The organism is Mesorhizobium neociceri, assembly GCF_013520985.1.
Classification (GTDB): domain Bacteria; phylum Pseudomonadota; class Alphaproteobacteria; order Rhizobiales; family Rhizobiaceae; genus Mesorhizobium; species Mesorhizobium neociceri.
In genome coordinates, this window is sequence record NZ_JACDTY010000001.1 from 357167 (window position 1) to 370051 (window position 12885).

Annotated in this window: 9 protein-coding genes; 7 read left to right on the forward strand and 2 right to left on the reverse strand. The window is 61.9% G+C overall.

What is annotated here, in order from left to right; all coding sequences use genetic code 11:
• The first annotated feature begins 201 nt into the window (after nucleotides 1-201).
• The 5 genes from H0241_RS01555 (at nucleotide 202) to H0241_RS01575 (ending at nucleotide 7510) form a co-directional block, all read left to right on the forward strand.
• Nucleotides 202-1854 carry an ABC transporter substrate-binding protein gene (locus H0241_RS01555; protein ID WP_181055670.1) on the forward strand — a complete coding sequence of 551 codons (1653 nt, stop codon included), beginning with the start codon at nucleotides 202-204 and terminating at the stop codon, nucleotides 1852-1854.
• A gap of 226 nt (nucleotides 1855-2080) precedes the next feature.
• Nucleotides 2081-3115, forward strand: a complete 1035-nt coding sequence (locus tag H0241_RS01560; RefSeq protein ID WP_181055671.1) for an ABC transporter permease — start codon at nucleotides 2081-2083, stop codon at nucleotides 3113-3115.
• Nucleotides 3116-3127: 12 nt separating this feature from the next.
• Nucleotides 3128-4285, forward strand: a complete 1158-nt coding sequence (locus H0241_RS01565) for an ABC transporter permease (protein WP_181055672.1) — start codon at nucleotides 3128-3130, stop codon at nucleotides 4283-4285.
• Nucleotides 4286-4332: 47 nt separating this feature from the next.
• Nucleotides 4333-6666, forward strand: a complete 2334-nt coding sequence (locus tag H0241_RS01570) for a dipeptide ABC transporter ATP-binding protein (RefSeq protein WP_181055673.1) — start codon at nucleotides 4333-4335, stop codon at nucleotides 6664-6666.
• 166 nt (nucleotides 6667-6832) lie between these two features.
• On the forward strand, nucleotides 6833-7510 hold the full coding sequence (locus tag H0241_RS01575; RefSeq protein ID WP_181055674.1) for a glutathione S-transferase family protein: 678 nt from the start codon (nucleotides 6833-6835) through the stop codon (nucleotides 7508-7510).
• A 39-nt stretch (nucleotides 7511-7549) separates the two neighbouring features.
• Here H0241_RS01575 and H0241_RS01580 read toward each other — a convergent pair whose 3' ends face one another.
• Nucleotides 7550-8143 carry a transglycosylase SLT domain-containing protein gene (locus H0241_RS01580; protein WP_181055675.1) on the reverse strand — a complete coding sequence of 198 codons (594 nt, stop codon included), beginning with the start codon at nucleotides 8141-8143 and terminating at the stop codon, nucleotides 7550-7552.
• A gap of 217 nt (nucleotides 8144-8360) precedes the next feature.
• On the opposite strand from H0241_RS01580, the gene H0241_RS01585 reads away from it, so the two are divergent.
• Both H0241_RS01585 and H0241_RS01590 read left to right on the forward strand, forming a co-directional pair.
• Nucleotides 8361-9899 carry a trimethylamine methyltransferase family protein gene (locus tag H0241_RS01585; RefSeq protein WP_181055676.1) on the forward strand — a complete coding sequence of 513 codons (1539 nt, stop codon included), beginning with the start codon at nucleotides 8361-8363 and terminating at the stop codon, nucleotides 9897-9899.
• A 57-nt stretch (nucleotides 9900-9956) separates the two neighbouring features.
• The gene (locus H0241_RS01590; protein ID WP_181055677.1) at nucleotides 9957-12383 is read left to right on the forward strand and encodes a GcvT family protein; all 2427 of its coding nucleotides are present in this window, start codon (nucleotides 9957-9959) and stop codon (nucleotides 12381-12383) included.
• Between the two features lie 27 nt (nucleotides 12384-12410).
• Here the strand turns inward: H0241_RS01590 and H0241_RS01595 are convergent, their stop codons facing one another.
• Nucleotides 12411-12803 (reverse strand): DoxX family protein, encoded by a 393-nt coding sequence (locus H0241_RS01595; protein WP_181055678.1) that lies wholly within the window; start codon nucleotides 12801-12803, stop codon nucleotides 12411-12413.
• Nucleotides 12804-12885: the final 82 nt, after the last annotated feature.

The following is a 12885-nucleotide window of genomic DNA, read 5'->3' on the forward strand; positions in this document are numbered from 1 at the left end:
TCTCAGTTTAATCGACAAAACGAGATTCTTGAGGAATCCGTCAGGCAGTAGCAAATTTGCGCCAAGACTGTCGTTATCGCGCGAACCGCTCCCTTTTCAAAGTTGCACATTCGCTAACATGTTCCCACTCCATGCCGCTTTGACATCGTGGCCTGGATGCGGAATGTTAAAAGGCGGAAAGCCAACAATGGGAGTTAAGTCATGACAATTTACAAGAGTAATGGCGATCGCGTTCCGGATCACATCCTGGCCATGGCCGAAGAAGCCAAGGCAGGCAAGGTCGATCGCCGCGAATTCCTCGCCATGGCCAGCGTCTTTGGCGCGTCCACGGCGATGGCATACGGCATGCTCGGCCTGGTAGATCCGACGCCGGCCAAGGCCGAAGAAGTTCAAGGCAAAAAGGGTGGCATCCTCAAGGTCGCACAGTGGATCAAGGATCCCAAGGACCCGCGCAAGTCCGACTGGTCGGAAATCGCCAATGCCGAGCGCCAGGCGCTCGAACCGCTGGTCAAGTACACGACCGAATACACGTTCCGCCCCTACCTGCTGGAGAGCTGGGACGTCAATGACGACGCCACGGAGTACACGCTGCATGTGCGCAAGGGCGTGACCTGGAACAATGGCGACGCCTTCACCGCCGAGGACGTCATCTTCAACATTCGCCGCTGGGCCGACAAGAAGGCCGAGGGCAATTCGATGCCCGGCCGCCTCGGCACGCTGGTCAAGGACGACAAGCTCGACGAGAGTGCCGTGACCAAGGTCGACGACATGACCGTCAAGCTGAAGCTCGGCAAGCCGGACATCGCGCTGATCCCGAACATGTGCGACTATCCCGGCCTCATCGTTCACAAGAGCTTCGACGAGAAGGGCGGCGATTTCAAAGCCTGCCCGATCGGCACCGGTCCGTTCGAACTGGTGTCCTACGATGTCGGCCAGAAAGTGGTCTACAAGCGCCGCGAAGACAACAAGTGGTGGGACGGTGAAGTCTTCCTCGACGGCATCGAATTCGTCGACTACGGCACCGATCCGGCGGCCATGGTCAGCGCTTTCGAAGCTGGCGAAGTCCATACCAATTTCGAAACGTCGGCCGACTATGTGTCGATCCTCGACGGCATGGATCTGGTGAAGTCGGAAGTTGTTACCGCAGCCACCATCGTGTGCCGCACCAACATCAACAACAAGCCTTATGACAACCAGAAGGTTCGTCAGGCCTTGCAGCTCGGCGTCGACAACGCCGTGGTCCTCCAACTCGGTTACGGCAATGCCGGCACCGTCGCCGAGAACCACCATGTATGCGCGATCCACCCGGAATATTACGAACTGCCGAAGATCGCCCGCGATCCCGCCAAGGCCAAGGCTTTGATGGCCGAAGCCGGCCAGGCCGATTTCGAACATGAGCTGATCACGGTTGACGAGGACTGGCACAAGAATACCGGTGACGCCATCGCCGCGCAGCTGCGCGACGCGGGCATCAAAGTGAAGCGCACGGTGCTGCCGGGTTCGACGTTCTGGAACGACTGGACGAAGTACCCGCTGTCGATGACCAACTGGAACATGCGCCCGCTGGGCGTCCAGGTGCTGGCCATCGCATACCGCACCGGCGAAGCCTGGAACGAGGCCGCCTACTCGAATCCGGAGTGGGATGCCAAGCTCAACGCGGCGCTGTCGGTCGCCGACGCTACCAAGCGCAAGGAAATGATGAAGGATATCGAGCAGACGCTGCAGGATTCCGGCATCATCATTCAGCCCTACTGGCGCAAGCTCTACAGCCATTCGGTCAAGGCGGTGCAGAACTACAAGATGCACCCGACCTACGAGCGCGACTACGGCAAGATCTGGCTCGAACAGGCCTGATCGACCTGATCGGGGGAGAGGCGCTTCGCCTCTTCCCCGTCACGCCTCGCATGATCCAGAACCGGAAGCCGGCGCAGCATAGATCTGCGGACTTCTCGGGAAGGGCCACGCAATAAAACAGGGTTGATCGCATTCGAGGGCCGGTTTGAGGGCCAACTCTGCCGGCAACGGCAAAGCTGGTTTTCCAGGCTGGCTCCAACCCCAACCAGACCGGCAGGGGACCGCCATGCTTTCTTTCGTAATCCGGCGTCTCGGCACCATGGCATTGACGATGCTGTGCCTGACGATGATCGTCTTCTTCCTGATCAACCTCGAGCCGAATTTGAAGAAGCTGGCGATCAGCCAGACTGAAATGCACACCTCTGCCGAGCAGCTCGAAAGCTGGCTGGTCAACCATGGCTACCGGCAGAACTTCTTCGTACGCTACGGCCAGTGGCTGGGCGTCCTGCCCAAGCAGCCGGTGACCGATCCGGCGACGGGCAAGCCGACGCAGCGTTTTTCCTTCTGCAATGACCCGCTGGAGCCGAAATTCTCCGGCGTCCTGGAAGGCGATTTCGGCTGTTCGACCAAGTTCAAGACCAACGTTGCGTCAAAGCTCTTCCCCGCACTCGGCGCCACCGGCATTCTGATGCTTTGCGTGCTGGCCGTGATGGTGCCGATATCGCTGCTGATCGGCATTTTGGCCGGCATGCGCGAGGGGTCACGAACAGATCGAACGCTGTCCGTCGCCTCGATCGCCTCGACGGCGACGCCCGAATATGTGTCGGGCGTCATCTTCACCGTTATCTTCGCCTCCTGGCTCGGCTGGCTGAACGGTTCGGCCGCCTCGGCCAGCCAGGGTATCACCTTCTACAATTTCACCCTGCCGGTGATGACGCTGGCGATCTACGGCATCGGCTATATCGCCCGCATGACGCGCGCCTCGATGGTCGAGGTGATGACGCAGCAATATATCCGCACCGCCCGGCTGAAGGGGCTCTCTTTCGGCAGCGTCGTCGTCAAGCACGCGCTGCGCAATGCGCTGATCGCGCCGTTCACCGTCATCATGCTGCAATTCCCCTGGCTGCTCACCGGCGTCGTCATCGTCGAGGTGATGTTCCGCTATCAGGGCTTTGGCTACACGCTGGTCGAGGCCGCCGGGAACAACGACATCGACCTGCTGCTCGGCTGCTCGCTGGTCTCGGTGTTCATCGTGTTGATCACGCAGCTCATCTCGGATGTCGGCTACGCGTTCCTCAATCCGCGTATCAGAGTTCAATAGGGGGCTGGGCAGATGCAGGTCGAATATATCGGCGCCTTCAACATTGTGCTCGGCGTGATCGCACGTTTCTGGCCGGTCTGGCTGGGGCTCGCGTTGGTGATGGGGGCGAGCTTCAGCTACAAGAAAAGGCTCGGCCTTTACGGCCAGCTGTTCGACAGCGGCGTCGGCATTGTCGGCGTCGGCATCTGCCTGTTCTGGCTGTTCACCGCGATCTTCGCGTCGACCGTCGCGCCCTTCGATCCGCTTTCCCAGGTGCCGATCATGAAGGACGCGCTGCCGGGCGGGATCGAGCCGATATCCAAGCTCATCTACTATTTCGGCGGCGACAAGCTCGCCCGCGATGTCTTCTCGCGCATGGTCTATGGCAGCCAGATCGTGCTGATCATCGCACCGGCGGCGACAGGGTTCGCACTGATGGTCGGCATCACGCTCGGCCTGCCCGCCGGCTATTACGGCGGCAGGATCGACACCGTGCTGTCCTTCCTGGCCAATCTGGTGCTGGCCTTCCCGGTCATCCTGCTGTTCTACCTGCTGGTGACGCCAGGCATCATGGACACGCCCATCCCCTATGCCATGGCCGGCCTGTTCTTCCTTTTCCCGATCATTTTCTTTTCCGTGCTGTTCTGGACCCGCTACAAGAACCGGCCGGACCGGCTCTACATATTGCTCGGGCTGACGCTGGTCCTTGGCGGCTGGGTCTATGCCGGCCTGGTGTTCGATGCCGATCCGTTCAAGGTCATCCACATCGATCCCAACCAGCTCAACATCTTTGTGGCGGTGGTATTCGCCTCCAGCCCCGGCGTGTTCCGCATCGTGCGCGGCCTTGTGATGGACATCAAGACACGCGACTATGTGGCGGCGGCGCAGACACGCGGTGAATCGCCCTGGTACATCATGCTGTGGGAGATCCTGCCCAATGCGCGTGGACCGCTGATCGTCGATGCCTGCCTGCGCATCGGTTACACCACGATCCTGCTCGGCACGCTGGGGTATTTCGGTCTCGGCCTGGCGCCGGAGAGCCCGGACTGGGGCACCGCGATCAAGGATGCCAGCCGCCTGCTGCGCTCCTTCATCCACCCGGCGCTGCCGCCGACGATCGCGCTGATGTCGTTCGTGCTGGGACTGAACCTGCTCGCCGACTCGCTGCGCGAACAATCGATGAAAGACTGATCTGCGGGTTTTGGCCCGGCGCATGAAAAATAGGATTGGAGCGACCCATGAATGAGGCAGTTCGAAATCCCCCAAAGTCGACCAATGGGCCGATCATCGAGATCGAGAACCTGTCGATCTCCTTCTTCACCCGCAAGGGCGAGATCCCCGCCGTCATGGACTTTTCCTGCACGGTCATGCCCGGCGAAGCCATGGGCATCGTCGGCGAATCCGGCTGCGGCAAGTCGACCGTGTCGCTCGGCATCATGCGCGATCTCTCCAACATCGGAAAGATCGTCGGCGGCAAGATCAAGTTCCAGGGCAAGGACATGGGCGAGCTCTCCGACGAGGAGCTGCGGTCCATTCGCGGCAACAAGATCGCCATGATCTATCAGGAGCCGATGGCGAGCCTCAATCCGGCGATGAAGGTCGGCCAGCAATTGATGGAAGTGCCGCTGATCCACGACAAGGTATCGAAGGAAGAGGCCTACAAAAGGGCGCTGGAAATGGTGCGGGCGGTGAAACTGCCCGACCCCGAGCGCATGATGCGTTCCTATCCGCACCAGCTTTCCGGCGGCCAGCAGCAGCGCATCGTCATCGCCATGGCGCTGCTGTCGAAGCCGGCGCTGCTTCTGCTCGACGAGCCGACCACCGCGCTCGACGTGACGGTGGAGGCCGGCATCGTCGAACTGGTCAGGGGGCTCGGCGAAAAGTTCGGCACGTCGATGATCTTCGTGTCGCACAATCTCGGCCTGATCCTGGAGACGTGTGACCGGATCACGGTGATGTATTCGGGCGAAGCGGTCGAGACCGGCAAGATCAAGGACGTGTTCGACCGGATGCGTCATCCCTATACGCAAGGGCTGTTCCGCTCGATCCCGCTGCCGGGCGCCGACAAGAATTCGCGGCCACTAATCTCGATCCCCGGCCAGTTGCCGCTGCCGCACGAGCGGCCCAAGGGCTGCAATTTCGGCCCGCGCTGCCACCATTTCGTCGAGGGCGTCTGCAACGCCGCCGAAATCCCGATGATCGAAGTCGCCGGTCACGAGGGGCATTTCTCGCGCTGCGTACGCTTCAACGAGATCGACTGGGAAGCACTGCCGCCCGGCGCCAAGAAGGTCAATGAGCGCGTCGTGCCCGGCGCGCCGGTGCTCAAGATCGAGGACCTCAGGAAATACTACAAGGTCGGCGGCAGCGAAGTGTTCGGCTCCAGCGAGGGCCGCGTCGTCAAGGCCAATGAGACGATCTCGTTCATGGCGCGCGAATCCGAAACCGTCGCCATCGTCGGCGAATCCGGCTGCGGAAAGTCGACGCTGGCCAAGGTGCTGCTCGGGCTGGAGACGGCAAGTTCAGGCACCGTGACGCTGGGCAACAAGCAGATCCAGTCGACCGGCATCGAGAAGCGCAGCGTCGATACGGTGTCGTCGATCCAGATGGTGTTCCAGAACCCGTTCGACACGCTCAATCCCAGCCACTCGGTCGGTTCGCAGATCATCCGCACGCTGGAGAAATTCAATGTCGGCAACAATGTTGCCGAGCGGCGCAAGCGCATGCTGGAACTGCTCGACCTAGTGAAGCTGCCGCGCGCTTTCGAAACACGCAAGCCGCGCCAGCTGTCCGGCGGCCAGAAGCAGCGTATCGGCGTGGCGCGCGCCTTCGCCGGCGATGCCAAGGTGGTGGTGGCCGACGAGCCGGTCTCGGCACTCGACGTGTCGGTGCAGGCGGCCGTGACCGAGCTGTTGATGGACATCCAGCGCAAGAACAAGACGACGATGCTATTCATCAGCCACGATCTGTCCGTCGTGCGCTACATCGCGGACCGCGTTGTCGTCATGTATCTCGGCTACATCGTCGAGCAAGGCACGACAGACCAGATCTTCGCGCCGCCCTATCACCCCTATACCGAGGCGCTGCTGTCGGCGATCCCGATTGCCGACACCAGCGTGGTCAAGAAGCACATCGTGCTCGAAGGCGACATCCCGTCGGCGATGAACCCGCCGAGCGGCTGCCCGTTCCAGACGCGGTGCGGCTACAAGAAGCTGGTGCCCGACAATCTGTGCGAGACCAAGGTGCCGCCGGTCAAGCATCTCGGCGACGGCCATATGAGCCTGTGCTGGCTGTCGGACGATGTGCTGGCGACGATGGAGCCGGTCATCAAGTTCGACAAGGAGCACGCGGCGCATGAGGGTGTGCCGGAAGATGCGCCGCATGGCAGCGGCTCGGGTTCGACAGGAACAGCGCCCAACCGGCCGCGTGGCAAAGCGTCGACCGCGGAAGCGGACGAGATCGGCGAGGCCGTGGAGCAGGGTCAGGCCGGGATGCGAGCCCGTCGCAACAAAGTAGTCGACGAGGCTTCCGAAACCGGTGTCAAAAGGCCGAAAGATACGACAAGGCGGCACTAAACCAGGAAGGGTGCTAGTTTTCGCATTGCTGCAGTTGGACGGCTTAGTCGCGGGCCATCCTTGTCGGTCGCCCGCGCGTAGCCCTGCACGCCGGCATCGCCGCGGTTGCCGCGGCCATAGGCTGTCCAGCCGAGATAATAGGCGAGGTGCAGTCGCGGAGGGGCCGATGTACATTCTCTATGGCGGTGACTTCACCCGCGCTCCTCTTGTCCAGTGGGTGCTTGAGGAAGGCAAGGTCCGCTATGAGCTCAGAAAAATTGACATTCTGAACGGTGAGCACCGCAGCGCGGAATTCCTGGCGATAAATCCGGCCGGGCTCGTGCCGGTGCTGATCACGCCTGAGGGCGAGGCGCTCTACGAGGTGGCCGCGCTGATGCTTTGCCTGGCCGAACGGCATCAGCTCACGGAGCTTGCGCCTGCGGTGACCGACCCGGACTGGGGCCTCTTTCTCTCGACGGTTTTTCATATCGCCGCAGATATACAGTCCGAGATGAAGCGCTTCCATTACCCGCATCGCTTCTCGCTGAGACGAGACGATGACGCTGGGGTTCAGGACCTGGCAAAATCGACGGTTCTCAGCCGCCTGAAGATCATGAACACAAGGCTGGCACTAAGAGGCCCTTACGTCCTGGGGCCTCGTTTCTCACTTGCGGATTTCTATCTGAGTTTTTGGATCGCCTATCTTGACCGCCAAATGGTGTGCGAGCAGCTTCCGTCGATTGCCAGGCTATACGAGTTGGTTCGCTCTCGCCCCAGCGCAACTCCCTATATCGAAGAGACCGAAAGAGCGGCGGATGCTTATGCTGCGATGATGAAGAAGCATCCCGGAGGCGTCATAGCCTGATCGATCCCGACGGACCTCACGCCTTGTATGCGCGCTCGCTCAGTTGCTGCCGCATTGCTGTAGCTGGACGGCGTAGTCGCGGGCCATCTTGTCGGTCGCCCGCGCATAGCCTTGCACGCCGGCATCCCCGCGATTGCCGCGGCCATAGGCGGTCCAGCCGAGATAGTAGGCGAGGTAGAGATTGTAGGTGTCGTTGCGGGCGACGCCGAAGGTGTCGGCGGTTTTGGAATGATACCAGCCGACGAAATCGACGGCATCGGCGAATTTCGTGCGCCGCGCCGCCCAGCTGCCGGTCTCGCTCTGATATTGCGACCAGGTGCCGTCGAGTGCCTGCGAGAAACCAGTGGCCGAGGAGACGTGCTTCCACGGAATGAAGCCGAGCAGTTTTGTGCGCGGCGGCCTGGCGTTGCTCTTGAAGCCGGACTCCTTGCGCACCGTCGCCATCAGCACCGGCACCGGGATGCCGTATTTCTGCGAGGCGCGTTCGGCCGCAGCCTGCCAGTTGTCGAACCAGCCATCGTTCTGGTCGAAGACGGCGCAGACATCGTTGATGTGGCTCGGCGGCGTCGCGCAGGCCGAAAGCCCCAGCAGCACACCAACCGCTACAATTTTACTAAAACTCGACACACGCATTGGAAGACGAATAGGCCGAAATCATAAAGGGAATCTTGCTGCGTTTCTTAACGGCTTGCCGGCCCGGCTCAACCTAAGAGAGCCTGTATCATTATTCCGACCTTTTGCGTCGTTTTTGTCTTCATCGGAATCCGGAAATGCCGCCTTGGCTAAAATCACGCCTGTGAAGGGCGGATTTCTGACAGCCACATTCCGATGCTGGCGCTCTGATGCCGGCATGAATGAACCAAGACGCAAGCGCGGCGCCGAGCGAACCAGCAACAGGGGGCCGTCGGCCATCCCGCAACTGCCGCTCAGGCGCGTGACCAATCCCTATCCACCGATGGCAATGCTGTCGGCCGACCAGATCGAGGCGATCCATCAGGCCTCGATGCATATTCTGGAAAATTTCGGCATCGAGGTGATGAGCCCGCGGGCGCTGTCACTGTTCGAGAAGGCAGGCGCCACGGTCGATCATGCGACGGCGAATGTCCGCATCGACAGGGGCCTTGTCGCCGAGGCGCTGAAGACCACGCAGTCCAGCTATCGGCTGACGCCGCGCAATTCGGCCAACACTATTCATCTCGGCGGCAACACGATCAATTTCACCCTCGTCGCCGGGCCGCCCAATGTGCATGACATGGAGCGTGGCCGGCGAGCCGGCAATTTGCGCGACTATGCCGATCTCACCCGGCTGGCGCAGCATTTCAACTGCATCCACATGCTCGGCAACCAGGTCTGCGCGCCGGTGGAGCTGCCGGCCAACACCAGGCATATGGACACCTATTTCACCAATCTGACGCTGACCGACAAATCCTTCCATGTCTCGGCGATCGGCAGGGGCCGGGCGCTCGACGGCATCGAGATGATGGCGATCGCGCGCGGGCTGACGCTGGATGAGATGCGTGACGATCCCGGCATCGCCACCATCATCTCGGTCAACTCGCCGCGCCGCTTCGACGAGATGATGGCCGAAGGCCTGATGACCATGGCCGAGTTCGGCCAGTCGGTGGCGGTGACGCCGTTCACCCTGATGGGCGCGATGAGCCCGGTGACGTTGGCCGGCGCATTGGCGCAGCAGAATGCCGAAGCGCTGTTCGGTGTGGTGTTGACGCAGCTGGTGCGCCCCGGCGCGCCGGTGATGTACGGCGCCTTCACCTCCAATGTCGACATGAAGTCGGGCGCGCCGGCTTTCGGCACGCCGGAGAACACCAAGGCCAACATCGCCTCGGGGCAATTGGCGCGGCGCTACAATCTGCCCTATCGCACGACGCCGGGTTCGGCCTCCAACGCCGCCGACGCGCAAGGCGCCTATGAGACGCTGATGGCGCTGTGGGGCACGGTGCTTGGCCACGGCAATCTTGTCTACCACGCCGCCGGCTGGCAGGAGGGCGGGCTGACGGCATCGTTCGAAAAGCTCATCATCGATGTCGAGATGATCCAGCACATGATGGAGTTCCTGCGCCCGATCGTGGTTGACGAGGCAGAGCTCGCGGTCGAGGCGCTGGGCGCGGTGCCGACCGGTGGCCACTTCTTCGGCGAGCCGCACACGCTGGAACGCTATGCCACCGCCTTCTACCAGCCGATGCTGTCCAACTGGCAGAATTACGAGGCGTGGCAGGAGGCCGGTGGTCTCGACACGACGGCGCGGGCGACCCGGCTTTGGAAGAAGGCGCTGGAAGACTATGTCGAGCCGGTGATGGATGTCGCCGTGCGCGAAGCGCTGGAGGCGTACATGGCTAGGCGCAAGGAAGCGATCGGGCAAGGCGAGCCGTGACGCTTTCCATCCTGATTCATCTCACCCATCCAACTCATTGATAACAGAGCAAAACTCATGAAATCGCATGCAAAGGTGGTGGTCATTGGCGGTGGCGTGGTCGGCTGCTCTGTGCTGTTCCATCTGGCCCGCCATGGCTGGACGGATGTGGTGCTTCTTGAGCGCGATGAGCTGACTTCCGGCTCGACCTGGCATGCGGCCGGCGGCATGCACACGATCAATGGCGACCCCAACGTCGCCAAGCTGCAGAAATACACGATCTCGCTCTACAAGGAGATCGAGGAGCTGTCTGGTCAAGCGACCGGCGTGCACCTGACCGGCGGCGTGCTTCTGGCGGCGACCGAGGCGCGGCTCGACTGGCTGCGCGGCGTCGTTGCCAAGGGGCGATATCTCGGCATCGACCTTGAAGAAATCTCGGCCAATGAAGCAGCCGAACTGATGCCGCTGCTCGACCCGAAACAGTTTGTCGGCGCTGTCCGCAACAAAGAGGATGGCCATCTCGATCCCTCGGGGGTGACGCACGCCTATGCCAAGGCGGCGCGCAAGCTCGGCGCCGAGGTCGAGCGTTTCACCAAGGTGGAAGACATTGTGCGGCGGCCCGACGGGATGTGGCGTGTCATCACCAACAAGGGCGAGGTGGTGACCGAGCATGTCGTCAATGCCGGCGGCCTGTGGGCGCGGGAGGTTGGCCGCATGGTTGGGCTGGAACTGCCGGTGCTGGCGATGGAGCACATGTACCTGATCACCGAGGACATGCCCGAGGTCGCGGCGTGGAACGCCAAGACCGGCACGGAGATCATCCATGCTGTCGATTTCGACGGCGAGCTCTATCTGCGCCAGGAGCGCGGCGGCATGCTGATGGGCACGTACGAGAAGGCCAACAAGGTCTGGTCCGAGTTCTCCACGCCGTGGAATTTCGGCCATGAATTGCTGGAACCGGATATCGACCGCATCGCGCCGTCGCTCGAGGTCGGCTTCCGGCATTTCCCGGCCTTCGAGAGGACCGGCATCAAGCAGATCATCAACGGCCCCTTCACCTTCGCGCCCGACGGCAATCCGCTGGTCGGGCCGGTGCGCGGCCTTCCCGGCTTCTGGGTCGCCTGCGGCGTCATGGCGGGCTTTTCACAGGGCGGCGGTGTGGGGCTGGCACTGTCGAACTGGATGATCGAGGGCGATCCCGGCGCCGACATCTGGGCCATGGATGTGGCGCGCTATGGCGACTGGGCGACGATGGCCTACACCAACGCCAAGGTGCGCGAGAATTATTCGCGCCGCTTCTCCATCCGTTTCCCCAATGAAGAACTGCCCGCCGGACGGCAGCTGAAGACAACGCCGATCTACGATTTGCTGTCGGCCAAGGGCGCGCAATGGGGCGTGTCCTATGGGCTGGAAGTGCCGCTGTGGTATGCGCCCGAGGGCGTCAAGGATGAGTTCTCCTGGCGGCGGTCCAGCGACTTCACCCATGTCGCCAAGGAGGTCGCGACGGTTCGTGAAGGCGTCGGCCTGGCGGAGATTTCGAACTTTGCCAAATACAAGGTGACGGGCGAGGGAGCCGCCGCCTGGCTCGACAGGATCTTTGCCTGCAAACTGCCGAAGCCTGGCCGCATGACGCTGGCGCCGATGCTGAAGGACGACGGCAAGCTGATCGGCGATTTTACATTGGCCAATATCGGCGACGGCGAGTGGTTCATCGCTGGATCCGGTGTCGCCGAGCAGTATCATATGCGCTGGTTCGAGGCGCATTTGCCGGGGGATGGTTCGGTGCGCATCGAGGCGCTCGGGCAAAAACTCACCGGTCTGGCGATCGCCGGTCCGAAGGCGCGGGAGGTGTTGGAAAAGGTCACCCGCGCCGATGTCGCCAATGCCGCGTTTCCATTCATGGCAGTCGCCAAGATAGACATCGGCATGGCGCCATGCCTGGTCGGCCGCGTCAGCTACACCGGTGATCTCGGCTACGAGATCTGGGTGGCGCCGGAATACCAGCGCGCTGCCTTCCAGGCGCTGATGGCGGCGGGCGAAGAATTCGGCATTGGCCTGTTCGGCTCGCGCGCGCTCAATGCGCTGCGGCTGGAGAAGAACTACGGCTCATGGGCGCGCGAATACCGGCCGATCTACGGGCCGCTGGAGGCCGGGCTCGACCGTTTCGTCGCCTATGGCAAGGACGCCGATTTCATCGGCAAGGCCGGCGCTCTTGCCGAGCGCAAGCAAGGCGGCAAGCTCAGGCTGCGCACCTTCATCCTCGAAGCCGACGATGCCGATGTCATCGGCGACGAGCCGATCTGGTACGATGGCGCGGTGCGCGGCTGGGTGACGTCAGGCGGCTATGCGCACCATCCGAAAAAGTCCGTCGCTCTCGGCTATGTGCCGACGGAGATCGCCGACGAGAGCGACGGGTTTGAGATCGAACTTTTGGGCAAACGCCACACGGCGCGCATGCAGGCGGCGCCGCTGTTCGATGCGAATTTCGAACGCATGAGGGGATGAAGGCTCACCCCCTTTGTCCCGCCCTTGTCAGGCGTTGCGACGGTTGTCGAGCGCGAAGGCGCCGGCGCCGGCAAACACCAGATAGAGGAAGATGAAGCAGAAGGAGATCGCCACGTCGCCGTTGTTGTTGATCGGGAAGAAGTCGCGCGGGAAGTGCGCCATGAAATAGGCGATGGCCATCTCGCCGGCCAGCAGGAAGGCAACGGGCCGAGTGAGGAGACCGAGCGCCAGCAGGATGCCGCCGGCGAATTCGATAATGCCTGCCGTCGTCGTCAGTCCGGTGAGAGCGTGAGCCTCGGCGCTTACGGGGAAATTGAACAGCTTCTGCGAGCCATGCTCGATGAACTGCAGGGCCGTGATGATGCGCAGCACGCCGAGCATCTGCGGCTGAAATCTGCTGAGACCGTCAAAAAGCTTCATCTAAAACTCCATTTTTCCAACCCTTCGGCCCGGCCATAGATTATCGCCTGGCCTCGGACCATTCACTTCCCATGGCCTGCCA